Below are 23,795 nucleotides of genomic sequence, written 5' to 3'. Positions count from 1 at the left end.
CGTAAGGAGTACGGGTGGCTGTGCGTTGTTTTCGAGCCAAGTTTTCAGGATTCAACCATGAAACATTTACCCCTGTTGGCGGGCCTGTTCGGCTGCCTGCCTGTTTGCGCCTCGGCCCTTGAGCTGGCGCCGACCACCATTGATGGCGAGCAAAGTGCCGAGCCAGGCCTGGCCCTGGACCAATCCAGCGGCATGGCCTCGCGCCTGGGCCTGAGCGTGCGGGAAACCCCGGCGTCAGTGGCCATCGCCAACCGCAACGATATCGAGCGCCACGGCGCCAAGACCTTCCGCGATGCGGCCAATACCCTGCCCGGCGTCAACGCCAGCGCGCCGCCCGGGTTTGGCGGTTTTGTCTCGTACCGAGGGTTTACCAGCAGCCAGATCACCCAGATGTTCAACGGCATCAATGTCGCCACCGGCCTGGCGCGGCCGGTGGATGCGTGGATCTACGACCGCGTCGAACTGGTGGGTGGCCCCTCCTCCTTGATCAACGGCGCAGGCTCCGTGGGCGGCTCGCTGAACTACGTGACCAAGCTGGCGACCCGCGAGGAACAGGCCGTCGAAGGCCAACTGAACTATGGCAGCTACGACACCGCTGGCATGGCGTTCGGCCTCAACCATGCGCTGACCGAACCCGGCGCCGAGGTGCAGCATTACGCCCGCCTGGATGTGAGCCGCAACACCAACCACAGCTACATCGACCGCGACCAGCGCGATGCCTGGAGCGTGGCGTTTTCCCTGCTCAGCGACCTCACCCCCAATCTGTCCCACACCCTGGCCCTGGAATATCAGGACGAACATGAAGACAGCCCGTACTGGGGCACGCCTGTGCTCAACCCCAAGGCCGGTGAGCTGAAGATCGACAAGCACAACCGCTTCAATAACTACAACGTCGCCGACGGGCGTTATGAGCAACGCACGATCTGGGCACGTTCAATCATCGACTACCGGATCAACGACAGCACCACGCTGAAAAACACGCTTTACCACCTCGACAGCCAGCGCGACTACCGCAACCTGGAGACTTACCAGTACAACGCCGACAACAGCGCGGTGAACCGCTCGACGGCCTATCAGGTGCGGCATCAGGGCGAGCAGAACGGCAACCAGTTCGAACTGCGCCATGACACCAGCGTGTTCGGCCTTGCCACCACCTGGTCTGGCGGTTTTGAGTACAAGGTCAATAGCACCACCAACAGCCCCTTGAACGTGCCGGGCAAAAGTAGCGTGGATCCGAACCATTACGACCCAGGGCACTTCTATGATATTCCCGGTACCCAGCCGGGTTTCGTCAAGGACAAAACCAACCAGGTGACCACCAAGGCACTGTTTGTGGAGAACCGCCTGGGGCTGACGGACAAGCTCTCGCTGCTGACCGGGCTACGTTATGACGCTATCGACCTGGACGTGACTAACCATCGCACGATCACCGCCACCAACCCGCGGCACTTCAAGCGCAGTTGGGAACCGGTAACGGGCCGGGTGGGCCTGACCTATCAGTTCATCCCGTCTGCCAATGTCTATGTGCAATACAGCACCGCCGTCGAACAGCCCAATACCACTACCCAAGTGTTCGACGTGTCCACCGGCAAGCAATGGGAAATCGGCAGCAAGTTCGATTACCTGGAAGGTCGGGGTTCGGCCACGGTCGCGGCCTACAAGATCGAACGCAAGGACTTTGCCGTCACCGACCCGCTGGACCCGACCAACAGCATCCCGGTGGGCGCGCAGTCGTCCAAGGGCATCGAACTGGCCAGCTCGTTGCGCATCACCCCGAGGCTACTGGCCGAAGGCAACTTCGCCTGGGTGGATGCGCAGTATGATGAGTTCAACGAAAAAACCGCCAGCGGCGCCGTGGTGTCGCGCAAGGGCAATACGCCAACCAACGTGCCCAAGCGCGTGGGCAACCTGTGGCTGACCTACGACTTTGCCGAGGACTGGCAAGGTGGCGTGGAGGCGCGCTACGTCGCCCAGGTGTATGCAGACAATGCCAACACCCAGACCGTGCCGGCGTATACGCTGTTTGGCACGTTCCTGCGCTATAAGCTGGATGCGAACACCTCGGTCACCGGGCGGGTGCGTAACCTGACCAACGAGGTGTATGCCGAGTTTGCCCATGTGTCGCCGGCGTATTATCTGGGGTCACCGAGGACCTTTGAGCTGGCTGTACAAACTCGATTCTAAACCTGCAATACAATCAAACCTGTGGGAGCGGGCTTGCTCGCGAAAGCGGTGTGTCAGGCAATTGATCTGTCACTGACACGCTGCATTCGCGAGCAAGCCCGCTCCCACAGGTTGATATTCACTCGATACAAAGGCTGGCGCTTAGTTGAGGCTCGCCTCGACCTTCTGCGCCACATCGTCCGTCAACCAGGCCTTCCACACCTGTGGATGTTCCTTGAGAAACGCCTGGGCCACTTCCCTAGGGGGCGTGTGACGCTCGCTCATCGTCGCCAAGGCTTTGTTAAGCGGCTCGATGGGAAACTCGACCTTCTCGAAGAACTCGGCAATTTGTGGATGTTCCTGCTGGAACGGCGTCGATACGCCAATGCTCAACTTGGACGCCAACGAGCGTGTTGGCTTAGGGTTCGGGTTGTCGGCATCGGTCAGGGTCTTCCACGCGTCTGCATCAAACGGCGGCTCTTGCAGCTGGATCAATTTGTAGCGCCCCATCAACGGGGTCGGCGACCAGTAGTAGAACAGCACGGGCTTGCCCCGGCGAATCGACGAAGCAATCTCCGCATCCAGCGCCGCGCCCGACCCGCTGCGGAAGTTCACGTAGCTGTCGTCCAGGCCATAAGCCTTGAGCTTCTGTTTGTTGACCACTTCGGAGGTCCAGCCGATGGGGCTGTTGAGAAAGCGCCCGTTGCCTGGGGATTCAGGGTCTTTGAACACGTCCTTGTAACGCGCCAGGTCCTGTACGCTTTTGAGGTCCGGTGCCAGGGGTTTGAGCCCTTTTGACGGGTCACCCTTGACCACGTATTCCGGCACCCACCACCCTTCGGTGGCGCCTTTGACGATATCGCCCAGGCCCGCCACCTTGCCTTCGGCTTCAGCCTTGACCCACACCGGGCTGCGGCCTGCCCACTCCTCGCCGATCACCTGGATATCATTCTTGGCCAGGGCGGTTTCCAGGGTGATGGTGGTGCCCGGCAAGGTGTCGGTGGGCAGGTCATAACCCTTCTCGACGATAAAACGCAGGACTTCTGTGATCAGGCTGCCGCTTTCCCAGTTCAGGTCGGCAAAATGCACCGGTGCCTGGGCAGCCGATACCGGCAATGACAGACTCAGGGTTGTCAGGCCCGCCGCCAACAGTGACTTCAATCCTTTCATGCCTTTGCACCTCGCGTTTTCGCAGTCATGGCGAACGGCTTTGCTGCGAATGCGCGAAGCCTCTGAATAGTTAAGTCAACTCAACTGTAGTAGAGGTTCCAAAAGACAAAGAGGCACAACGTGTTCAGTACCTACTCGCTGGCCTTGAAGGTCACCAGCTCGCCCTTGCGCCATTTGGCGGCTTTGCCCGTCACGGCCTTCAGGGTTTTGGTCAACCCTTCTTGCAATTGCTCATGGGCGGCGAATACCAGCATTACGCTGTGGCCTTCCTTGAACACAATGCCCTGGCCTTCGTTCGATGACACAAAGGCATAGTCGCCGAGGCCGTACACGGTCAACTTGATATCGCGAAACCTCAACTCGAACTTGCCACCCTCGCGGCTGGGCAACACCGACGCGCGAAAATGGTCGCCCACTTTGAGTTCCAGACGCGGCTTGTCATCCACGACCAGCGCCGTTTCGGTATCGATCTCGGCGATATAAATACCTTCCGGCGTCTGTTCAGTGATGTAGACAAACCGAGATTGAAACTGCTTGACCAACTTAGCGCGCAAATCACCCAGCACGAATAACGCGTGCATATCCAGATTACTGACTGCCAAGGAAACGCCCCCACATCAAAAAAGCGCTGGCCGCCGAAGCGCGCAGCACAAAAAAATCGCCGTTACGACACGATCACAGAGTCATTAAAAAACTGAAGAGAACGCGTAAGCCTAGTACAGACATCTGCGGCGGACCTCATGCAAGGTCATCCGGTGGTACAGCAAATCACAGGTTCAACGACCCGAGAATACAGGTCGACCAACTTCAGAGAATAACCCGATTAAAAATGCAGTTTTCCGACACTCAACACAAAAAAATACGCAAGGCATGGAACCAGTCGCGAACTGCCGACGACAATACTAAAACAGCAACAGGGGTCAAAACCACCGCAAATGCTAACCACAGGCCAATAAGATCGATCGACAGGAGCTGAGCATGCAACGACGTCAACACGACGCTACGTCTTTCCACACTCGTTCATCATGTCCAGACGAACGCCAATACTACTGCTTGCTTAACCTTGACGGGTACTCCAATTCAGTGCTGTACCAAGTTGTACCGGCAGGAAAGAACTTTTTTCATATTCTTGAAGTGCCCAGCGGCAGGATCAAGGGTTTTCGCAGCGATCACAACAAGGCCTGCGAACTGGCCAAGACTCTGGAAGCAAAGCTGCACGCTCGTTGCGGTCGGGTCGTTTCGTCACCTGGCTGACTTTACTGCGCCACCGCCCCTCAACAACTGCCATACTGGCCCGTCCATTGAAGTTTGCCCCCTGCGGGTCAGGTTTCATCAACGCAGTTACCTTGAAGGGAAAGCTATACGTGACGGAATTTGATATTGGCGAATTTATTATCCACGGTGATGCGAGGGAAGTAGACGGCGAGTTTCAAGCGGTCATCATCATGCGGGCCAAACCGCCGCTGAACAAGGTCACCGCGCACCAGGTGGAAAAAGACCGCTGGTTCAAAACCGCCGACGCAGCTGCCGTGGCAGGCAAAGAAGCGGCCCAGGCGCTGAAAGCCGCCGTGGATTGCGGCGCACTCAATTCCTGACAATCCGATAGAACTCTGGCGTCCCCTACCCCTCACATGCATGACGATAAGCCCGCATGGAGAACGTTATGGACACCACCCCCCCAACCCTTGAAACCCTGTTCGAACAACTGGGCCTGGATTCCAGCCAGGAAGCTATCGAGCGTTTCACCGCTGAACATCGCCTGCCCGATGATGTAAAACTCATCGACGCGCCGTTCTGGAGCGAACAGCAGGCGAACTTCCTCAGGGAGCAATTGCACGTCGACGCAGAATGGGCGCCCGCAGTGGATGACCTCAATGCACTGCTGCATGAGCCTCCCCACGTGTGATCAATGCAGGCTGTCTGACGCTTCACTGCGCAACAGCGCTTGCCAGGCAGCCTGGCATTCCTGCGCCTCATCCCGGCTGGCGAATGCCGTACCGCGCTGCTCACCGTTGAGCAACACCACCCAGCAGGCTCGCTGGCCCATGGCACGCAGAGTTTCGGGTACGCCACTGCCGATCATCACGGCCACATCGACTTTGTTTTGCATGGAGCTTCTCCGCAGCATTAGTTAGCTGGCTAACAATGTTGGCCATGCTACGGTTTTATTCCAGTTGGAAAAAGCTATCTTCGGAATAGCTTCATTGCATAAACAGCAACAATGTAGAGACCGGGGCGGCCAGTTCGAGAGCCGCCCCCATTCACAGCATCAGGCTTGACGCTGATGCTTGTCGATCTGCTCGTGGCGCTCTTGCGCTTCGATGCAGTACTTGGTGGTGGGGCTGATCAGCAGGCGCTTGAGGCCGATAGGCTCGCCGCTGTCGTCACACCAGCCGAAGGAATCTTCCTTGATGCGCTCCAGGGCGCGCTCAAGTTGCGGCAGCATGCGCTGGTCGCGGTCAATGGCATTCACCAACCAGGTGCGCTCTTCTTCCACGGAAGCCGCGTCAGCCGGGTCGGCCGGGGTGTCCAGGCTTTCAATGGCGATACGGTTCTGCTCAATGCGCTCGTGGTGTTCCACTTTCATGTCTTGCAGCAACTTCTCGAAAAAAGCGTGCTGTTCGGCATTCATGTAGTCATCCGCCGGCATGGCCAGCAACTTTTCCTTTGTCATTGATTTCTCTATAAAAAATACGTGCATTAAGGCGAATAAGGGAGCGTTCCGCAAGGCCTGTGCAGGTCTCGGAAGGGCGCCGTCCATTTCAAGCGCCACCCGGCACTCAATTTACGAGGGGCGGCAGTCTAAGGCCGACTTGAGGGCGCAGCAACTGAAAAGACAGGCATTTTTTCCCGATCAACCCCCAAAAGCACCAGGACGGGCTTGGCGAATGGTCATGGGAGTGCGTTTATAGCAAGAAATTCAGTGTAGTGGAGCTATATAGAAGACAAACGGTTGAAAGGGCCTGCCCCCCCTGTAGGAGCGAGCTTGCTCGCGAAGCATTCAAGGACACCGCGTTCAATCAGATAGCCCGCGTTATCTTTGCAGCTTTCGCGAGCAAGCTCGCTCCTACAGGGGGCAGGTACTCAGCGCTTGAGCTTGCGCTTGTTGCGGTATTGGTCGATCACCACCGCCACCACAATGATCAGGCCCTTGATGATGTCCTGGATATACGCGTCCACCCCGACAAAGGTAAACCCGCTGGCCATCACCCCGAGGATCAGCGCGCCGATCACCGTGCCGGTGATGCGCCCTACTCCGCCGGCCAGGCTGGTACCGCCGATCACTGCGGCGGCAATCGCGTCCAGCTCATAGGACATGCCCATGCCGGCCTGCCCCGTCGCTGCACGTGCCGAGGCCACCACGCCGGCCAGGCCCGCCAGGAGACCAGCGATGCTGTAGACAATGATCAAGTGGCGCTTGACGTTGATCCCCGAGGTACGCGCCGCCTGCATGTTGCCGCCAATGGCATAGGTGTACTTGCCATACTTGGTGTAACGCAGGGCAATGTGGAAGATCACTGCCACCACCAGGAAGATAATCACCGGCATGGCGCCATGGCCGATTGCTGTGTAGGAGTCCGAGAGCATGCTCACCGGCTGGCCTTCGGTGTAGTAGCGCGCCAGGCCACGGGCCGAGACCATCATGCCCAGGGTCGCGATAAACGGCGGGATGCCGGTGACCGCGATAATGCTGCCGTTGATTGCCCCCGCTAAAAGCCCCACGCCCAAGCCCATCGCCACCGGGATCCACACCGGCAAGTCGGTGAGGGACGGAAACACCGCCCGGGAAAAGTCAGAGGTTTGCGCCAGGCTGGCGGCAATCATCGCTGACAACGCCAGTACCGAGCCGGACGACAAGTCGATGCCCGTGGTGATGATCACCTGGGTCACACCGATGGCCAGAAGGCCGATGATCGACACCTGCAGGATCATCAGTACCAGGCGCTGGGAGTTCATCAGAAAGCTCTGGTCGCGCACGATCCAGCCGAACAATTCAAACACCAGGCCGATACCGATCAGCACCAGGAAGATACTCAGCTCGGTGGGCATGCGTCGACGGTTCTTGACCGGTGCGGTTGCCGGCTTGTTGTCTGTTATTGCGTTCATAACCCATCACCTTCTTATTCTGTAGATCAGTGGACTGCGGTCATCCCGGAAGCCAACTGCATGACTTTTTCCTGAGTCGCCTCGGCGCGATCCAGGGTGCCCATCAGCTCACCTTCGTGCATCACCATCACCCGGTCGCTCATGCCGAGCACTTCGGGCAGTTCGGAAGAAATCATGATCACCGCCATGCCTTCGCTGGCGAGGAAGGCGATCAAGCGATAGATCTCGGCCTTGGCGCCCACGTCGATGCCACGCGTTGGTTCATCCAGGATCAGCAAGCGGGGGTTGGTCATCAACCAACGCGCCAGCAAGGCCTTTTGCTGGTTGCCGCCGGACAAGGTGTCGATGCATTGCTCCAGGGACGGAGTTTTCACCCGCAGCTTCTTGCACATGTCTTCACACAGGGCGCGCAAGGCTTTCTGCTGGATAAAGCCGTTGCCCGAATAGTGCGGCAACACCGCCATCTCCATGTTCTCCAGCACCGACAGGCAGGGGAACAGGCCGCTGAGCTTGCGGTCCTCGGTCAACAGCGCAAAGCCTTTCTCGATGGCCATATGCGGGTCGGTAATGCGCACCGCCTTGCCGTCCAGGGTGATTTGCCCGCTGGAGCTTGGGGTGATGCCAAAAATGGTTTCCGCCACGTTGGTGCGCCCGGAGCCCATCAGCCCGGCGATACCGAGGATCTCCCCGGCGTGCAGGTCGAACGATACGTCCTTGAATACGCCGTCCAGGCTCAGGTCGCGCACCGACAGCAGCAGGTCACCAATCGGCGTCTCGCGCACCGGGAACAACTGGCTCAGCTCACGCCCGACCATCATCGAGATCAGGCTGTCGCTGTTCATGCTGTCGGCCCGTTGCAAACCGATGTATTGGCCGTCGCGGAACACCGCCACTTCATCAGCGATGGCAAACACTTCGTTCATCTTGTGGGTGATATAGACGATGCCTTTGCCCTGGGACTTGAGGTCGGCAATGATCGAAAACAGGTGGGCCACTTCCTTGTCGGTAATGGCCGAGGTGGGTTCATCCATGATCAGGATGTCGGAGTCATAGGACACCGCCTTGGCAATCTCGACCATCTGCCGTTCGGCAATGCTCAGGTTGCCGACCTGTTCTTCCGGGTCGAGGTTGATGCGCAGGCGCGCCAGCAACTCGGCAGTGCAGCGGTGCATTTCGCGGTGGTTGACCATGTGCAGGCTGTTGAGCTGTTCGCGGCCGATCCAGATGTTCTCGGCGATGCTCATATGGGGCATCAGGTTGAGTTCCTGGTGGATCATCGCGATCCCGGCCTTTTGCGCGGCCAGCGGCGTTTCAAAGGTGATCGGCTTGCCACGCAGGCGAATCTCGCCGGCGTCGGGCTGGTAGATGCCGGCGATGATCTTCATCAGCGTCGACTTGCCCGCACCGTTCTCGCCCATCAACGCCAGCACGGTGCCGGGGCGCACCCGCAGTTGAACATCGTCCAGGGCCACGACACCGGGAAAGCCTTTGCTGATGTTGAGGATTTCCAGCAGGTAGGGTTCGTCCAGCGCCAGCGCCGGGTGGGCGGCGGGCTGAGACGTGGCGGCTTGAGCAAGCATAGGGAGGTACTCCATCTGCAGGGCGGCCGTGACCGCCCTGCCAGCTTTTGTTGTTATGTCGGGGCTACTTGAAGTCTTTGACGTTGTCCGGGGTGATCAACTGGAACGGGATCACCACGTTCTGCTCGACCGGCTCGTTCTTGGCCATCTTGCGCGCCGCTTCCACCGAACCTACCGCCTGGCCCTTGGCGTCCTGGAAGGCCGACACGGTCATGTCGCCCTTGGTGATCGCGTTCAAGCCATCGGGCGTGCCGTCGACACCGGCAATCAACACGCTGCCTTTTTCCTTGCCGGCCGATCTCAGGGCCATGGACGCACCGATCGCCATCTCATCGTTGTTGGCCAGCACCGCATTGAACTCCCGGCCCTGGGTCAGCCAGTCGTTGACCAGGGTCATGCCTCGGTCACGCAACCAAATGCCGGTTTGCTCCTGCTCGATCTTGATGTCCGGGTACTTGGCCAGCACTTCCTTCACGCCCTTGGTGCGGTTGGTGGTGGAGTTGTTCGCCAGGTCGCCCAACAGGATCACGACCTTGCCCTTGCCGCCGAGCTTTTCCGCGATGTACTGCATTTGCAGGCGCCCGGCCTCGACGTCATCGGAGGTCACGGCTACCACATCCTTGGGCAGGTCTTTCTGGTCTGGGCGACGGTTGACGAACACCAGCGGAATGCCCGCCTTGGTGGCGGCACTGATGATGTTCTTGGTCGACGCGGTATCGACCGGGTTAACGATAATCGCATCGACCTTCTGGCTGATGAAGTTCTCGACCTGGCTCAACTGCTTGACCACATCGGCGCGGGCATCTTCGAACTGCAGTTGCACGCCATCGCCTTTTGGATAGGACTTGGCTTGCTTGTCCATGTCCTCGCGCAGGTAGGTGAGGAAGGTGTCATCGAACGCGGACATCGTCACGCCCACCTTGAGGTCGACGGCGCCGGCAACGCCACTGGCCAGCAGCATGGACAGGGCCAGGGCGGTAAAACGGATCGGGGTCTTCATGAACGGTCTGTCTCCACTTTCTTGTTGGTTTTTTTCGACGTTGCGTTAATCAGGACTCGGCTGTCAGCCGCACCACCGGCGCGCCTGGAATGCAGCACACCAGCGCGCCCTGGTTTTCGACGCACAACACATTCAGGAAGGAGAAGTAGAATGGCCGGGCGCGGGGCAGTCCGCGTGGCGCTTGGAGGGGGCGTAAAACTCGCAGTACAGCGTTGAAGATTTTCATCTGACGGTACCTGGTTGTTTTTGATCTTGTTTTTGTTGAGTCGCCCGTTGGTTCCGGAACGTACTTTATGCAACCTGGAAAAGACTGTATTAGAAAATAATTTCCATATCAACCTGTTTTAGAATTTTATTCTATTTTTGTCGAAACCACCTGCTGGCGCTCGGCGCTCAGGCGTGCGGCGTCCAATATACGGGTGGTTTCCAGGGCGTCATAGGCGTCGACCGGCAGCGGCCCCTGCCCCATCACGGCGGCTTGCAACTGGCGGTAGAACTGGGTCCAGCAGCCCTTCTCGGATGGCACCCGTTCACGCTCCGGCCCTTGTTCAAACCAGCCCCAGCGTCGGTGTTCCTCAGCGCCCCAGTGTTCGCCTTCGGTTTTCGGCGACTTGCCGGCCAGCAGCGCTTCTTCCTGGCCGTCCAGGCCGTCGACGGTGTAGCAACCCAGGCTGCCACTGACGCGAAAGCGCGGCGCCTGGCTGTTCTGCAACGCGTTGCCCCATAGGTGCGAAATCACGCCGTTGGCGTGGGTGAGGGAGACAAAGAAGCCGTGGTCCACGGTGGGATGTTCAGGTGTGTAGTGCAATTGGGCGAATACCCGGTCCACCGGGCCGAACAGTTGCAACGCCTGGTCTACCAGATGGCTGCCCAGGTCGCGCAGCCACCCGCCACCGCTGGCATTGCCGACGGCCTGCGGGCTGTAGCGCTCCACACGGGATTCAAAGCGGGTAATGGTGCCCAGGGCGCCGGCGTCGATCAGTTTGCGCAGGGTCAGGTAATCCGAGTCCCAGCGCCGATTCTGATAAACACTGAGCAACGAGCCCTGGCGCTCGGCAGCGGTAATCAGGGCCTGGGCTTGTTCGGCGTTGGCGGCAAAGGGTTTATCGCTGACCACCGCCACCCCGTGCTCGATGGCTTCCAGCACCAGGGCCGGGCGTCCTTTCAAGGTAGTGGAAATCACCAGGGCATCGACGCCGGCTTCGACGATCTGGCCGATGGAGTCGAAAGCTTTGACACCGGGAAGATCAGTACTCAATTGCTGGCGACGTTCGGGTGAACGCGTCACCACACCGACAAAGGTGGCGCCAGGCAGGGTGGCGATCAGCGGCGCATGAAAAAAGCGCCCACCGTGGCCGTAGCCCACTAGTCCGATTCGCATGCTCAACTCCGGAATTGATTTGGAAACCCAATCAACTGTGGGAGCTGGCTTGCCTGCGATAGCAGTGTGTCAGGCAATGAATTTGTCACTGATAGACCGCTATCGCAGGCAAGCCAGCTCCCACAGTGTTAACCACATTTCTTCAGTGAGTTAGCCGTAGAAGCGCGGGCGATCCGGCAGGCTGACTTTCACAATCTGCCCACTGCCCTGGGCTTCAATGCACGCATCCGCCGCCACCGCCGCCGCAAACCCATCCCAGGCCGACGGCCCGCCGACTTGCCCGGCCAGCACGCTGTCGATAAACGCCTGCAACTCCACGTCATAAGCACCGATAAACCGATCCTTCCAATCCATCAGGATTGCGTTGGACAGCTTCGCCTCGCTGCGCAGTTGCACCTGGGACGGCTCCGGCAACTTGGCGATGCCGCTCTCCCCCACCACTTCACACTGGATGTCGTAGCCGTATTGGCAGTTCACAAACACTTCCACGTCGATACGCGTGCCTTTGGCGGTTTCCAGCAGCACGATCTGCGGGTCACGCAGGTGCGCCAATGCCTTGCTGGTCTTGCGCGGGAACACCACTTGCACGGACACGTAGTCGTCGTTGAGCAGCCAACGCAGCACGTCCAGCTCATGGATCAGGGTGTCGGTGATCGCCATGCCGGTGTTGTAGTTCTCGCCCACCGTGGGGTTGCGGTGCGCGCAGTGCAGCATCAACGGCTCGCCAATCTGGCCGCTGTCGATCACCGCCTTGAGGGCGCGGTAGCCTTGGTCGTACGGGCGCATGAAACCCACCTGGACCAGGCGTTTGCCGTGGGCCACTTCGGCCTCGACAATGTTGCGGCAGCCCTCGGCCGTCACCGCCAGGGGTTTCTCACAGAACACCGGTTTGCCGGCGGCAATCGCGGCCAGCACAAATTCTTCATGGCTCGGCCCCCAGGACGTCACCAGTACCGCCTCGACCTCTGGCGCGTTGATCAACGCATGGCCGTCCGGGTACACCTCGGCGTCGAGCTTCAAGTCGGCAACGACTTGGGCGGCTTGCTCAAGGTTGATATCGGTGACGGCCACCACCTGGCTGTTGAGCAAGGCCTGGCTGCAACGACGAATATGGTCCCGGCCGATGGCGCCCGTACCGATCACTCCAAGCTTCAAAGACATGCAAACACTCCTCTTGTTGTTAGTACTGCCGGGCCTTGGCCAGGTGTTCATTGAGTTTTTTTGCCGCTGCATTCGTGCGTTCACTGGTGGACACTTGCGCCACCCCCACCCGCCACCACGACAGGTAGCCGTGAACCATGGTCTTGGGCAGCACCTTGATATCGATCAGCGTGGAGACGGTTTGGGTGCGGGCATCGGCCAGCGCCGCTTCCAGCTGTTCCAATGTGCTGACCTTATAGGTCTTGCAGCCATAGGCCGCCGCACTCATGGCGAAATCCACCGGCACCAGGCCACCGTCGAGCTTGCCGCTCTCGGGGTTGCGGTAGCGGAACTCGGTGCCGAAGCTGTCCATGCCATTGCCGATCTGCAGGTTGTTGATGCAACCGAACGCCATGTTGTCCAACAGCACCACGTTGATCTTGCGCCGCTCCTGAATCGAGGTGGCCAGCTCCGAGTGCAGCATCATGTAGGAGCCATCGCCGACCAGGGCGTACACCTCCTTGCTTGGCTCCGCCAGCTTCACGCCCAGGGCGGCGTTGATCTCGTAGCCCATGCATGAGTAGCCATACTCGACGTGGTAGGTGTTGACGCCCTTGCTGCGCCAGGCGCGCTGCAAATCGCCGGGCAGGCTGCCAGCAGCGGCGACGATAATTGCGTCATCGGCCAGGCGCGCATTGAGCACGCCGAGCACAGCGCTCTGGGTCAGGCACGAACCGGTCAGCTCGATGAATTCGCGCAGGACGGCACGGTCCAGGTGGTCGTCGACTTCGGGGACGAACTCATCACCCAGGTATTGCACCTGATGCACGCGGTCGACTTCGGCATCGAGTTGCGCCTTGGCGTCGGCGATCTGCTCGCCCCAGCCCGAACGATAATCGCCCAGGGCAGTGGCCAGTGCTTCAAGGGCCACTTTTGCATCGGCCAGCACTTGCACGCCATCCAGTTTCAAGGCATCGGCTGGGCTGATATTGAGGTTGAGAAACTTCACCTCGGGGTGCTTGAACAGCGATTTTGACGAGGTGGTGAAGTCGGTATACCGGGTGCCGATGCCAATGATCAAGTCGGCCTCGGGCGCCAGCAGGTTGGCCGCCAGGCAACCGGTTTCGCCGATGCCGCCGACGTTTAGCGGATGGCTGGACACCACGGCGCTCTTGCCCGCCTGGGTTTCGGCGAAGGGAATATCGAAGCGCTCGGCAAAGGCTTGCAGTGCTTGGTTAGCGCCGGAGTACTTGACCCCGCCGCCGCAGATGATCAGCGGCTTGCGCTTGCCGCCAAACGCCGCCAGCGCGTCGCCGATCATGGAATTGGTGGCCGGGCGTCGGTCGATGCGGTGCACGCGTTTTTGCAGGAAATAGTCGGGGTAGTCCCAGGCTTCGGCTTGTACATCCTGGGGCAAAGCCAGTGTTACCGCGCCGGTTTCGGCCGGGTCGGTCAGCACGCGCATGGCGTGGATCGCCGCGGTCATCAGTTGCTCGGGACGGTTGATGCGGTCCCAGTACTTGCTCACGGAACGGAAGGCGTCGTTGGTGCTGATGCTCAGGTCGTGGAACTGCTCGATCTGCTGCAACACCGGGTCGGGCTGACGGCTGGCGTAGACATCGCCGGGCAGCAACAGCAAGGGGATGCGGTTGGCAGTGGCAGTCGCTGCGGCGGTGAGCATATTGGCCGCGCCCGGCCCGACCGAGGCTGTACACGCATAGATCTTGCGGCGAAGGTGTTGCTTGGCAAACCCGATGGCGGCATGGGCCATGCCTTGCTCATTGCGACCCTGATGCACCACCAGGTCACCGCTGTCCTGCTCCAGGGCCTGGCCGAGGCCCAATACATTGCCATGCCCGAAAATAGTGAATACGCCGGCGACAAACTTGCTCTGTACGCCGTCGACTTCGATGTATTGGTTGTCCAGGAACTTCACCAGGGCCTGGGCCATGGTCAATCTTGTTGTGGTCATGTTCGCACCTTGTATGAATGCAAATCTGTCGATCAGCGGCTATCCAGTGTGGGAGCGGGCTTGCTCGCGAAGGCGGTGTGTCAGTCACCTGATTCATTTGCTGGCCCGCCGCATTCGCGAGCAAGCCCGCTCCCACAGGTTGGCCGGTGTCAGGTCAGGGGCTTTTGCAAATACGCCATGCTGCTGCCCAACGCCTGCTGGATATCCGCCAACCCATGCACGCTTTCGGCAAACGGCTCGAACGACAAGTAGCCGCTGTAACCGGTGCTCAGCAAGGTCTCGATCTGCGCCGCATTGCCGAGGATATCGTCCTCGCCCACCAGCACGCGGTGGCCGTCGCGGATCGAGTCGAGCGGCGCCTCGCGGTCTTCCACGCCCGAGATATGCACCAGGCCGGTCAGTTCCGGGAAGAACTCATGCTCGCCGGCCAGGTGATGGTGGAAGGTGTCGTGTACCACCCGGAATACATCCAGGCCACCGATGGCCTTGATGGCGTCCACTGCCACGCGCTTGCGGCGCAGAGCGGATACCGTAAAGCCCAGGGGCTCGATGAAACCGAGAATCCCGTACTCGCGCAGGATCAACGCCAGCTCGCTCAACGCCGTGCGCAAACCGGCGGCGCGCTGCGCGTCGTTGCGCGTATCGCCAGGCTGATTGAACGGGCACATCACCAAGCCTTCGGCTCCGCACTCACGGGCGTAGGTGGCCAGTTCGATTGCCTGGGCACGGCGCTCGTCGTTCCACACATCAAAGGGGTACAGCGCGTTGATCGACAGCACCTTGATGCCCTGCGCTGCGCACAACTCGCGCACGCCGCTGGCGGGTGTGCCGTATTCGATTTCACGGTTCTTGAGGTCGTTGCGGATCTCAATGGCCTCGCAGTTGAGGGCCGCCGCCAACTGAATAAAATCCGGCAAGGACAGGTTGGGGGCGACCATGCGGTTAAGGGCAAAACGTAGCGGCGACTTCATTGTTTTTGTTCTCCGTCCAACACCGTTTAGAGGTCCAGCAGCCAGCTGTGCTGCGGGTCGTTATGGAAATGCCAGGCGCGCTTGGGGCCGGCCATCACGTTCAGGTAATAAGACTCGTAGCCGTACGGCACGCTGACCGGGTGATAGCCCTTGGGCACCACCACCAGGTCGCTGTTTTCCACGGCCATAGCCTGGTCGATGCTGCGATCGTCGGTGTACACGCGCTGGAATACAAAGCCCTGGGGCGGGTTGATCTGGTGGTAGTAGGTCTCTTCCAGAAAGCTCTGGTGCGGCAGGTCGTCGGTGTCGTGCTTGTGCGGCGGGTAGCTGGAGGAATGCCCCGACGGCGTGCGCACTTCCACCACCAGCAGCGAATGGGCCGGCTCGCTGTCGGGCAGGATGTCGCACACGTAGCGGGTGTTGGCGCCTTTGCCGCGCACACTGCGTTTGCACTGTTCCGGGCGGATCAGGCGCGGGGCAAAACCCGTAGCACCCGGCGCTGCGCAGACGGCAATCTGCACATCGCTCAGGGCCGTGACCCGGGCATCAGTGCCCGGCGGCAAATAGGCGGCGAACGGTGACTTGTCTTCGAACACCGACTGGCGATCACCCAGGTTCTGCCAATTGAAGCCTTCGCCTTCAATATTCACCCGACCGCTGAGCAGCACCAGGCACAGCTCCTGATCACCGGCACTGACCGGCAGGGTTTCGCCCAGGCTCAAACGGTAGGCGGCAAAGCCTACGTACTCCAGGCGCCCCGCTTCCAGCGCCACCATGGTTTGCCCGCGTTTGCTGCTTTTGACCAACAAGCTCATCACTCAAGTCCTCTGGTTGAGAAGCGCACGCAGGGTGTCGTAACCCTTCTTCGCGTAGATATAGCTGGGCGCCACGGCCGGGTCCTGCTCGGCTTCCACCACCAGCCAGCCCTTGTAGTTGGCCGCGAGCAACACATCCAGCAACGGTGCGAAGTCGATATCTCCATCGCCGGGCACGGTAAAGGTGCCGTTGACGATGCAGTCCGGGAAGCTCCACATCTGGTTGCGCGCCAGTTGCACCACGGGTTTGCGTACGTCCTTGAAATGCACATGGCAGACGCGGTCGATATGCTTGCGCAGCACCTCGATGGGTTCACCGCCGCCCATGTAGCAGTGGCCCGAATCGAACAGCAGGCCGACTTCCGGCCCCGTGCGTTTCATCAACTGGTCGATGTCGTCGGGGGATTCGACGTAGGCGCCCATATGGTGGTGGTACGCCAGACGCACGCCCTGGGACAAGGTGAAGCGCGCCAGTTCGGTGAGTTTGTCGGCGTAATCCTGCCAGGCCTGCTCACTGTGAAAACGCGGGCGCTCGATCAGGCGGATGCGCGAGCCCTGGATCGAGTCGGCCACTTCGCCGTATACGAGCACCGAGGCGCCGTTGTGTTTGAGCAGTTCGACATGGCCGGCAATGGCCTCGATTTCTTCAGCCACCGAACGGCGGGCCAGGCGGCTGGAGTACCAACCGGACACCAGCGCCAGGTCATAGGGGCGCAACACGTCAGCGACGCCCTGGGCATCCTTGGGGAATTTGCCGTTGAGCTCAAAACCTTCGTAGCCGATGTCCTTGCCTTCGCTCAGGGCCGTGCTCAGCGGGGTTTCACCGCCGAGGGCCGGGAGGTCGTCGTTGCTCCAGGAGATCGGGTTGATGCCAATTCGGATTGCGGGCATGGCTGCACCTTTATTATTCAAGTCGCTTCTCAACTGTAGGAGCGAGCTTGCTCGCGAAAAACGCAAGGGCAGCGCGTTTCGCCAGAATGCCCGTGTAATCGTTAACGATCTTCGCGAGCAAGCTCGCTCCTACAGGTATCGGTCATGCATCAGGTTCGGGCGTTGAGCCAGGCGTTGATGAGCTGTTCGAAGGTCTGCTGCACCTGCTGGATCAGCGTTTCGTCATCAATCTCCCCCGCCATCCACGCCCGGCTCGGCTCATGGAAGATCGTGCGGCCCACGGCAAACCCACGGCAGGTGCTGCTCTGGCTGGCTTGCTTGAAGCCATCGGCCAGAAACTCAGGCGAAGCATTCAGGCCCAGCAACACCACGCCACGGCAGTAGGGGTCGCGTTCCTGGATCAGTTCGTCGAGCTTTTTCCAGTCTGCGGCCGACTGGGTTTCGATCTTCCACCAGGCCGGGTAGATGCCCAGGTTGTAAAGGCGCTTGAGGCTGCGGTAGAGCACGTCCGGGTAAGTGGACGGGTGATCCTTGGGCGGGATGACTTCCAGCAGCAGTTCGTGGCCACTGACCAGCGACGCCTCGTACACCGCCTTGAGTTGCGCTTCCTGTTCCAGGCGCAGCATCGGCTCGTCATCGGGGTGAAATTGCACCAGGCACTTGATGATGTGCTCCTGGGGCCAGGCAATCAGGTTGCTGCCGATCGAACGCCCGTGCTCGAACGCCAGGGGCCGCGAGTTCTGCACTTCCACCGGGCGGGCGATCCACCAACCGCGACCCGTGGCCGCGTTGAGTGCGTCCTGGCCAAAGCGTTGGTCGGCGAGCAGGCCCACATCGGCCTCGACGCCCTGCTCACTGAGTTTGCGCTCCACGCGTTCGATGGCCTGGATAAACAGCTGCTTGATGTCGCTGATACGCTCAGGGGCCTGGCCGCCTTTTTGCGCCAGTTCCACCAATTGCCAGCGGTGGTCGAAGGCAAACACGAACAGTTGCTTCCAGGCCTTGCGCGGCACCGTGACACGGTGCAGGCGTTGCAGGGTCACGTCCTGATCCGGCCGGGTGATGGGCACCGGGCTGTTGAACAGGTAATCGAGTTCGGCGGGCGTCGGCATCGCCGGCGCACAGGCGTGGCGTGACACCACCAGGCCGCCACAGGCATTGGCCAACTGGCTGCAACGTTCATCGCTGGCGTCATTGATCCAGCCGCTGAGAAAGCCCGACATAAAGGCATCACCGGCGCCCAGCACGTTGAGCACTTCAACGCGCACACCGGGGTAGATCGCCCCGTCTTCCAGGCGCGCGGGAATCGCGCCGTGGATCACCGTGCAGCCCTGGGGGCCGAGCTTAACCACCAGGGTCGCCGGTGTCAGTTCACGCACGGTGCGCAGGGCCGTGAGCAGGTCTTCACTGCCTCCGGCGATGAGAAATTCTTCTTCGGTGCCGACGATCAGGTCAAAGCGCGGCAGGATCTTCTGCACATGCTGGCTGACATTCTGGTCGGCGACAAAACGGGTTTCGCCATCAGCCTTGCCCGCCAGGCCCCACAATACGGGGCGATAGTCGATATCCAGCACGCGCTTGACGTTGTGCTTGGCCGCGTAGTCCAGGGCCTGGAGGCTGGCTTTGTACACGCCGTCGGTGGAGAAATGCGTGCCGGTGATCAACAGCGCCTTGCTGGAGGCAATAAAGGTTTCGCTGATGTCTTCGGCGCGCAGGGCCATGTCGGCGCAGTTTTCGCGGTAGAACACCAGAGGGAAGGTTTCGCGGTCCTTGAGGCCCAGCAAGACTAGGGCGGTGAGGCGCTCCGGGTCGACCTTGATGCCGCTGACATCACAGCCTTCGCGGGCCAGGGATTCCACCAGGAAACGGCCCATATGGTCATCGCCCACCCGGCTCAGCATTGCCGACTTGAGCCCAAGCCTGGCCGTGCCGAAAGCGATATTGGCGGAGGAACCGCCGAGGTACTTGGCGAAGCTGGACACATCCTCAAGCCGCGCACCGACTTGCTGCGCATAGAGGTCGACGCCCAGGCGCCCGAGGCAAATCAGATCCAATTGACGCCCACTGGCAAAACGAGTCTGGCCCATGCTGGCTCCTGTTATTTTTATCAGCCTGCGTTGTGCCGCCGTGGCGACGGCAAACGCTCTTGGTGGGAGCAGACTAGAACGTCCGGAGGCAGCAATCAATATTTATTCCATAATTATTTTATGTGGAATATTTTTTCCAATACTTCAGGATAGAGGCACGCCAGCGCCCGTGCATCGTTTCAGCAGGCCACGCGGGCCGTGATGCCGGGGTATTTTTTTGCGCCTACCCTGTAGACTTGCGCCACCTATCAGCGCATCAGACGAACACGCCAGAAGGATTGCCCATGTCCCGCACCGATCCCGAGACCACCCTGGAAGAAACAGTCGCCAGCCCTCCGGTCAATGCCGAACGCCTGTTGCAGCTGATCACCGACGAATACGAGAGCCTGCCGCGCCAGCTCAAGCGCATCGCCAGCTACATGAGCCAGCAGAGCGACCGGATCATGGTCGACCGCATCAGCGACATCGCCCGGGAATGCGAAGTGCACCCCTCGGCCATCGTGAGGTTTTCCCAGCGTTTCGGCTTCAGTGGGTTCAGTGAGATGCAGGCGCTGTTTCGCGAGGCGTATACCCACAAGACCACACCGGTGCAGAACTACCAGCAGCGCATCCGCAGCATGATCGCCAACAAGTCGCAGAAGGCCAGCGGCGGCGACCTGGCGCGCGAGTGCGTCAACGCTACCCTCTCGGGCATCGAACGCCTGGGGTTGGAGTTGGACGACGCGGCCTTCGAGAAAGCCGTGGACCTGGTGGTCAATGCCGACAACATCTACGTGGTTGGCGTGCGCCGCTCTTTTGCGGTGGCCGACTACCTGGTCTACAACCTGCAGCACACCAACAAGCGCATCCACTTGATCTCGGGGCTAGGTGGCAGTTATCGCGAGCAGATGCGCAGCGTGCGCGCCAATGACCTGGTGATCGCGATCAGTTTTACGCCCTACGGCAAAGAGACCCAGCACTGCCTGCGCATTGCGCAGCATCACCAGGCCAAGACCCTGATCATCACCGACAGCAACCTGTCGCCCCTGGCCAAGCGGGCGAACGCGGTGTTGTTGGTCAATGAAGGTTCTTCGTTTGCTTTCCGCTCGTTGAGCGCCACCCTGTGCCTATGCCAGGCGTTGTTTATTGCGGTGGCGTATCGGTTGGAATTGAAGGTGGATGAAATCCATGAGCAGGTAGGATTCGACGACTGATAAGGCTTGCCCTATCTGCCCTCTGTAGGAGCGAGCTTGCTCGCGAAAAACCACAACGATAACGCGTACTCCCTGAGGGAACGTGGCGCCTGTGAGTTCTTCGCGAGCAAGCTCGCTCCTACAAGGGGGAGCGAGCCAGGAGTGGGTTTAGTGCATGAAAATCGCGATCAGGATGATCACCGGAATCGGCACGCCGAGGAACCACAGCAGTAATGAGCGCATCATGTTCTCCTTGATTTAACGAACGTAGTTTTCGGTTTCGACGTACACCACGGCATCCCGGCGGCGACCGCCGAAGGTGGCGGCGAAGCTGGCGAAGAACGCCCCGATGAGCAGCGCTACAAAGGTCCACAGCGAGGTGTAGGCCGCCACTTTCGCCGCGGTCTCAGCGGCCTGCTTGGCCTTGAGCTTGGCGTCTTCAACGGCTTTGCGCGCATCGCCATACACCTTGTCGATACGGGCTTCGGCATCGGCCTGGCTCAGGTTGGTACGTTGGCTGATCAGTTGGGCCAGATAGGCGCGATCTTCCGCTGCCAGTTGGCCATCGTTGTTCAATGTACGCGCAAGGATGCGACCGACCACGGCATGCGCTGCATCATCGCTGACCGCCGCGGGGCGATCATCGCGAAACAGGCTGTCGACGTAATAACCGAAGTCACCACTGTCGGCACCCTTGGCCGCACTGCCCGCCGCCTGGGTGAGGCCGCTGGCCGCGCCCGAAGCCACACTCGCACCCGCTTTCACGCCGCCGCTGACCACACTGCTGACCGAACCGACCACCAGCATCGCCGTGATCAATGTGGCCACTGCCCACGCCAGGAAACCATGGGCGGTATCGCGAAAGTACACCTCGTCGCCGTGCATATTGGCCCACTTCACTCGCAGCCGACCGGCGATGTAACCGCCCAGGCCAGAAGCGACGATCTGGGTGAACGCCAGCCAGACAATCGTGGAAATGCCAAGGCCCTTGGCGCTGATACCGCTGTCCGCCCACGGCGACACCGCCGAAAAGCCCAGGCCGAAACCCAGCAACACCAGGATCAATGACAAGGCGGCCGCCGCAGCGGCCCCGGCAAAAATCGCCCCCCAGGAAACCCCGGAGAGCGCGCTTGACTCTTGCAGCGTGGATGAGGATGTGATCATTGTTGTTTTGCTCCAGGCACGAAAAATGATGTTACAAGTCTCAAAACGGACAGTGCAGGCAGCGTGCCAGTCGCCGATAAAATTAAATTCCTTTGATTTCAATTACTTATTTAAATTGAACTTAGCCACATCATGCAGGTTGCAATAAACGGCGCTATCAGGCGGGCGTAATGCACTCCCCTGTGGGCTGGCTTGCCTACTATAGCCATAGGTCTCTACACAACTTTGTAGCCTGTAGCAGCCACCGGTAACCACGATGCGAAGCGAGCCGCTCTTGCTCTTGATCTGCTTTTGATCTCAGGCGCCCCGTCAAACCACGCTGGCCGGAATTCGACAGGGATTTGGGGGGTAAACCGGCAGGGATGCCGGTTTAGCCGCCCCGCGCCATGGATGGCGCGTGGCGGCGGCCCCCCAAATCACTGGCGGATTACGGGCACACCGAGCCTAAGCGAGGTGCCGAGTGGTGGGGCAAGAGCCCTTTGGTTACTTTGGGGCTTTTCCAAAGTGACCCGCCGTCAGGGCCATCCCTTTCAAGGTCTTCGGTAAAATCCCCTGAAATTTCATTCAGGGATCCCAAACGATGTGGGCCGATGTTCTAGCGCGTTTCGAGAAAAAAGCACCTGCCAGCGTCATGGCCAAATTGGCGCTGGAGCAAGCTATTGCCCCTGAGTGGGTCGATCAGGTCTTCGAAGAACATCGGCAACGGCAGTATTCTCGTGAACTACTGTTCTCGACCATAATCAAGCTGATGTCCCTTGTTTCATTGGGCTTGAAGCCATCCCTGCACGCCGCTGCACGGCAACTGGAAGATCTCCCTGTCAGCTTGGCGGCGCTTTACGACAAGATCAGTCGTACCGAACCCGCGCTATTGCGTGCTCTGGTCACCGGTTGTGCGCAACGACTGACTCCAACCATCAAAGAACTGGGTTGCACGACGATGCTGCCGGACTGGCAGGTTCGCGTGGTAGACGGCAATCACCTGGCATCCACTGAGAAGCGTCTGGGGGCTTTACGCCAGGAGCGAGGTGCGGCTCGTCCCGGTTTTTCGGTAGTGGTCTACGATCCTGATCTCGATCAGGTCATCGACCTTCAGGCATGTGAGGATGCCTACGCCAGCGAGCGCGTTTGCGTGTTGCCTCTGTTGGCTAATGCTGAACCGGGCCAGGTGTGGCTGGCTGACCGACTCTACTGCACGCTTCCGGTAATGGAAGCTTGTGAGCAGGTCCAGACGTCCTTTGTCATTCGCCAGCAAGCCAAACATCCACGCCTGATTCAAGAGGGTGATTGGCAAGAATCCGTGCCTGTGGAAACAGGCTCTGTGCGTGAGCAGATCATCCAGGTCAGAGGCGGTTACCAATGTCGGCGCGTCGAACTGACGCTTCATTCGCCAACAGACTCGGGTGACAGCAGCTTGATGTTCTGGAGCAACCTGCCTGAAAGCGTCAGCGCTGAGCAGATCGCGCAACTCTATCGCCGCCGCTGGAGCATTGAAGGTATGTTCCAGCGACTGGAAGCGATCCTGGAAAGTGAAATCGAAACTCTCGGCAGCCCAAAGGCCGCCTTGCTCGGGTTCACTACGGCAGTGTTGGCCTACAACGTCCTGGCTGTACTCAAGCGAAGCGTGGAGCAAGCCCATCGGGAGACCCAGCCTGATGGCTGGGAAGCCTCGATCTATCACTTGGCGGTCCAGGTCAGGAGTGGTTATGAGGGAATGCAGATTGCACTGCCCTCGGAATATCTTCCCGCCATCCCTGTGGAAAAGTTGGCCCAGCGTTTGTTGGAGCTGGCCAGAAACATCCAACCCAAACAAGTTGCGAAAAGTCCCCGCGGCCTCAAGGTGCCTAAACCCAAGACATGGGTGCAAGGCAAGGCGGTGAATGCGCATGTTTCAACGGACAGGGTAATCAAGGCTGCCAAAACGAAAAGACCTTGAAAGGGCTGGCCGTCAGGGCGGAACCCTAAGTGGCCGTTACCTAAATAACGGACATGTACCCGGTCCAACTGTGTTGACTGCCAGGCCGCCTTCGCGAGCAAGCCCGCTCCCACAGTTGGATTGGGGGTGTCAGAGGTAGGTAGATGTCGGCTGGTAGGCCGCCATCGCAGGCAAGCCAGCTCCCACAGTGTTCGATGTAGTGTCAGTTTCAGGAAGATGAAGTTTTATTTAGGAAACATTCAGCAACTT

General features: G+C 59.8%; 22 protein-coding genes. 6 read left to right on the top strand and 16 right to left on the bottom strand.

Annotation, left to right across the window (positions count from 1 at the left end):
* Nucleotides 1-57 precede the first annotated feature (57 nt).
* Nucleotides 58-2,184, top strand: a complete 2,127-nt coding sequence (locus PSH76_RS12425) for a TonB-dependent siderophore receptor (protein WP_305494183.1) — start codon at nt 58-60, stop codon at nt 2,182-2,184.
* Between the two features lie 141 nt (nt 2,185-2,325).
* Here the strand turns inward: PSH76_RS12425 and PSH76_RS12420 are convergent, their stop codons facing one another.
* Together PSH76_RS12420 and PSH76_RS12415 are read right to left on the bottom strand one after the other, a co-directional pair.
* A complete protein-coding gene (locus tag PSH76_RS12420; protein ID WP_305494182.1) occupies nt 2,326-3,333 on the bottom strand; it encodes an ABC transporter substrate-binding protein in 1,008 nt (335 codons plus the stop codon).
* Between the two features lie 131 nt (nt 3,334-3,464).
* Nucleotides 3,465-3,914 carry a hypothetical protein gene (locus tag PSH76_RS12415; RefSeq protein ID WP_044274081.1) on the bottom strand — a complete coding sequence of 150 codons (450 nt, stop codon included), beginning with the start codon at nt 3,912-3,914 and terminating at the stop codon, nt 3,465-3,467.
* A gap of 397 nt (nt 3,915-4,311) precedes the next feature.
* On the opposite strand from PSH76_RS12415, the gene PSH76_RS12410 reads away from it, so the two are divergent.
* The 3 genes from PSH76_RS12410 (at nt 4,312) to PSH76_RS12400 (ending at nt 5,239) form a co-directional block, all read left to right on the top strand.
* Nucleotides 4,312-4,587, top strand: coding sequence for a hypothetical protein (locus PSH76_RS12410; protein ID WP_080765570.1), 276 nt, complete (start codon nt 4,312-4,314; stop codon nt 4,585-4,587).
* A gap of 110 nt (nt 4,588-4,697) precedes the next feature.
* Nucleotides 4,698-4,928, top strand: a complete 231-nt coding sequence (locus tag PSH76_RS12405) for a hypothetical protein (protein WP_003191661.1) — start codon at nt 4,698-4,700, stop codon at nt 4,926-4,928.
* Between the two features lie 68 nt (nt 4,929-4,996).
* Nucleotides 4,997-5,239: a DUF2789 domain-containing protein gene (locus tag PSH76_RS12400; RefSeq protein ID WP_305494181.1), complete on the top strand. Its 243-nt coding sequence runs from the start codon at nt 4,997-4,999 to the stop codon at nt 5,237-5,239.
* On the opposite strand, the gene PSH76_RS12395 is transcribed toward PSH76_RS12400, so the two are convergent.
* From PSH76_RS12395 to iolC, 13 genes are all read right to left on the bottom strand, one after another.
* The gene (locus PSH76_RS12395; RefSeq protein WP_032897012.1) at nt 5,240-5,443 is read right to left on the bottom strand and encodes a hypothetical protein; all 204 of its coding nucleotides are present in this window, start codon (nt 5,441-5,443) and stop codon (nt 5,240-5,242) included.
* A gap of 159 nt (nt 5,444-5,602) precedes the next feature.
* On the bottom strand, nt 5,603-6,007 hold the full coding sequence (locus PSH76_RS12390; RefSeq protein WP_003191666.1) for a TraR/DksA C4-type zinc finger protein: 405 nt from the start codon (nt 6,005-6,007) through the stop codon (nt 5,603-5,605).
* Between the two features lie 410 nt (nt 6,008-6,417).
* Entirely contained in the window at nt 6,418-7,440 is a 1,023-nt protein-coding gene (locus PSH76_RS12385) for an ABC transporter permease (RefSeq protein WP_003191668.1), read from the bottom strand.
* 26 nt (nt 7,441-7,466) lie between these two features.
* Entirely contained in the window at nt 7,467-9,020 is a 1,554-nt protein-coding gene (locus tag PSH76_RS12380) for a sugar ABC transporter ATP-binding protein (protein ID WP_032897009.1), read from the bottom strand.
* 64 nt (nt 9,021-9,084) lie between these two features.
* Complete coding sequence (locus tag PSH76_RS12375) at nt 9,085-10,020, bottom strand: sugar ABC transporter substrate-binding protein (protein ID WP_305494180.1); 936 nt, start codon at nt 10,018-10,020, stop codon at nt 9,085-9,087.
* A gap of 49 nt (nt 10,021-10,069) precedes the next feature.
* Nucleotides 10,070-10,246, bottom strand: a complete 177-nt coding sequence (locus PSH76_RS12370) for a hypothetical protein (RefSeq protein WP_003191673.1) — start codon at nt 10,244-10,246, stop codon at nt 10,070-10,072.
* Between the two features lie 126 nt (nt 10,247-10,372).
* Nucleotides 10,373-11,401, bottom strand: a complete 1,029-nt coding sequence (locus PSH76_RS12365; RefSeq protein WP_305494179.1) for a Gfo/Idh/MocA family oxidoreductase — start codon at nt 11,399-11,401, stop codon at nt 10,373-10,375.
* A gap of 150 nt (nt 11,402-11,551) precedes the next feature.
* Nucleotides 11,552-12,562: a Gfo/Idh/MocA family protein gene (locus PSH76_RS12360; RefSeq protein WP_069558264.1), complete on the bottom strand. Its 1,011-nt coding sequence runs from the start codon at nt 12,560-12,562 to the stop codon at nt 11,552-11,554.
* A gap of 19 nt (nt 12,563-12,581) precedes the next feature.
* A complete protein-coding gene (gene iolD, locus PSH76_RS12355; protein ID WP_305494178.1) occupies nt 12,582-14,513 on the bottom strand; it encodes a 3D-(3,5/4)-trihydroxycyclohexane-1,2-dione acylhydrolase (decyclizing) in 1,932 nt (643 codons plus the stop codon).
* Between the two features lie 149 nt (nt 14,514-14,662).
* Nucleotides 14,663-15,484, bottom strand: coding sequence for a TIM barrel protein (locus tag PSH76_RS12350; RefSeq protein ID WP_305494177.1), 822 nt, complete (start codon nt 15,482-15,484; stop codon nt 14,663-14,665).
* A 26-nt stretch (nt 15,485-15,510) separates the two neighbouring features.
* A complete protein-coding gene (gene iolB, locus PSH76_RS12345) occupies nt 15,511-16,299 on the bottom strand; it encodes a 5-deoxy-glucuronate isomerase (protein WP_032897000.1) in 789 nt (262 codons plus the stop codon).
* A gap of 3 nt (nt 16,300-16,302) precedes the next feature.
* Nucleotides 16,303-17,190: a myo-inosose-2 dehydratase gene (iolE, locus tag PSH76_RS12340; RefSeq protein WP_305494176.1), complete on the bottom strand. Its 888-nt coding sequence runs from the start codon at nt 17,188-17,190 to the stop codon at nt 16,303-16,305.
* A gap of 149 nt (nt 17,191-17,339) precedes the next feature.
* The gene (gene iolC, locus PSH76_RS12335) at nt 17,340-19,277 is read right to left on the bottom strand and encodes a 5-dehydro-2-deoxygluconokinase (protein WP_305494175.1); all 1,938 of its coding nucleotides are present in this window, start codon (nt 19,275-19,277) and stop codon (nt 17,340-17,342) included.
* A 284-nt stretch (nt 19,278-19,561) separates the two neighbouring features.
* Here iolC and PSH76_RS12330 point away from each other — a divergent pair, with 284 nt between their 5' ends.
* Nucleotides 19,562-20,470, top strand: a complete 909-nt coding sequence (locus tag PSH76_RS12330) for a MurR/RpiR family transcriptional regulator (RefSeq protein ID WP_003191682.1) — start codon at nt 19,562-19,564, stop codon at nt 20,468-20,470.
* A gap of 237 nt (nt 20,471-20,707) precedes the next feature.
* Here PSH76_RS12330 and PSH76_RS12325 read toward each other — a convergent pair whose 3' ends face one another.
* Nucleotides 20,708-21,613, bottom strand: a complete 906-nt coding sequence (locus PSH76_RS12325) for a hypothetical protein (protein WP_305494174.1) — start codon at nt 21,611-21,613, stop codon at nt 20,708-20,710.
* Nucleotides 21,614-22,244: 631 nt separating this feature from the next.
* Here PSH76_RS12325 and PSH76_RS12320 point away from each other — a divergent pair.
* Nucleotides 22,245-23,546, top strand: a complete 1,302-nt coding sequence (locus tag PSH76_RS12320) for an IS4 family transposase (protein WP_305494456.1) — start codon at nt 22,245-22,247, stop codon at nt 23,544-23,546.
* Nucleotides 23,547-23,795 lie beyond the last annotated feature (249 nt).

The sequence above is a fragment of the Pseudomonas sp. FP215 genome, assembly GCF_030687795.1.
GTDB classification, from domain to species: Bacteria; Pseudomonadota; Gammaproteobacteria; order Pseudomonadales; family Pseudomonadaceae; genus Aquipseudomonas; species Aquipseudomonas salmasensis.
Note: the sequence above shows the minus strand (reverse complement) of the source record. Positions and strands in the feature narration are given on the sequence as shown.

Excerpts from the sequence above, each read along its gene's own strand:
- PSH76_RS12390 (WP_003191666.1), bottom strand. The coding sequence starts at position 6,007 with ATGACAAAGGAAAAGTTGCTGGCCATGCCGGCGGATGACTACATGAAT.
- PSH76_RS12350 (WP_305494177.1), bottom strand. The coding sequence starts at position 15,484 with ATGAAGTCGCCGCTACGTTTTGCCCTTAACCGCATGGTCGCCCCCAAC.
- PSH76_RS12330 (WP_003191682.1), top strand. The coding sequence starts at position 19,562 with ATGTCCCGCACCGATCCCGAGACCACCCTGGAAGAAACAGTCGCCAGC.
- PSH76_RS12375 (WP_305494180.1), bottom strand. The coding sequence starts at position 10,020 with ATGAAGACCCCGATCCGTTTTACCGCCCTGGCCCTGTCCATGCTGCTG.
- PSH76_RS12365 (WP_305494179.1), bottom strand. The coding sequence starts at position 11,401 with ATGCGAATCGGACTAGTGGGCTACGGCCACGGTGGGCGCTTTTTTCAT.
- PSH76_RS12415 (WP_044274081.1), bottom strand. The coding sequence starts at position 3,914 with ATGCACGCGTTATTCGTGCTGGGTGATTTGCGCGCTAAGTTGGTCAAG.
- PSH76_RS12325 (WP_305494174.1), bottom strand. The coding sequence starts at position 21,613 with ATGATCACATCCTCATCCACGCTGCAAGAGTCAAGCGCGCTCTCCGGG.
- PSH76_RS12385 (WP_003191668.1), bottom strand. The coding sequence starts at position 7,440 with ATGAACGCAATAACAGACAACAAGCCGGCAACCGCACCGGTCAAGAAC.
- PSH76_RS12425 (WP_305494183.1), top strand. The coding sequence starts at position 58 with ATGAAACATTTACCCCTGTTGGCGGGCCTGTTCGGCTGCCTGCCTGTT.
- PSH76_RS12370 (WP_003191673.1), bottom strand. The coding sequence starts at position 10,246 with ATGAAAATCTTCAACGCTGTACTGCGAGTTTTACGCCCCCTCCAAGCG.
- PSH76_RS12395 (WP_032897012.1), bottom strand. The coding sequence starts at position 5,443 with ATGCAAAACAAAGTCGATGTGGCCGTGATGATCGGCAGTGGCGTACCC.
- PSH76_RS12420 (WP_305494182.1), bottom strand. The coding sequence starts at position 3,333 with ATGAAAGGATTGAAGTCACTGTTGGCGGCGGGCCTGACAACCCTGAGT.
- iolC (WP_305494175.1), bottom strand. The coding sequence starts at position 19,277 with ATGGGCCAGACTCGTTTTGCCAGTGGGCGTCAATTGGATCTGATTTGC.
- PSH76_RS12400 (WP_305494181.1), top strand. The coding sequence starts at position 4,997 with ATGGACACCACCCCCCCAACCCTTGAAACCCTGTTCGAACAACTGGGC.
- iolD (WP_305494178.1), bottom strand. The coding sequence starts at position 14,513 with ATGACCACAACAAGATTGACCATGGCCCAGGCCCTGGTGAAGTTCCTG.
- PSH76_RS12380 (WP_032897009.1), bottom strand. The coding sequence starts at position 9,020 with ATGCTTGCTCAAGCCGCCACGTCTCAGCCCGCCGCCCACCCGGCGCTG.
- PSH76_RS12410 (WP_080765570.1), top strand. The coding sequence starts at position 4,312 with ATGCAACGACGTCAACACGACGCTACGTCTTTCCACACTCGTTCATCA.
- iolB (WP_032897000.1), bottom strand. The coding sequence starts at position 16,299 with ATGAGCTTGTTGGTCAAAAGCAGCAAACGCGGGCAAACCATGGTGGCG.
- PSH76_RS12360 (WP_069558264.1), bottom strand. The coding sequence starts at position 12,562 with ATGTCTTTGAAGCTTGGAGTGATCGGTACGGGCGCCATCGGCCGGGAC.
- iolE (WP_305494176.1), bottom strand. The coding sequence starts at position 17,190 with ATGCCCGCAATCCGAATTGGCATCAACCCGATCTCCTGGAGCAACGAC.
- PSH76_RS12320 (WP_305494456.1), top strand. The coding sequence starts at position 22,245 with ATGGCCAAATTGGCGCTGGAGCAAGCTATTGCCCCTGAGTGGGTCGAT.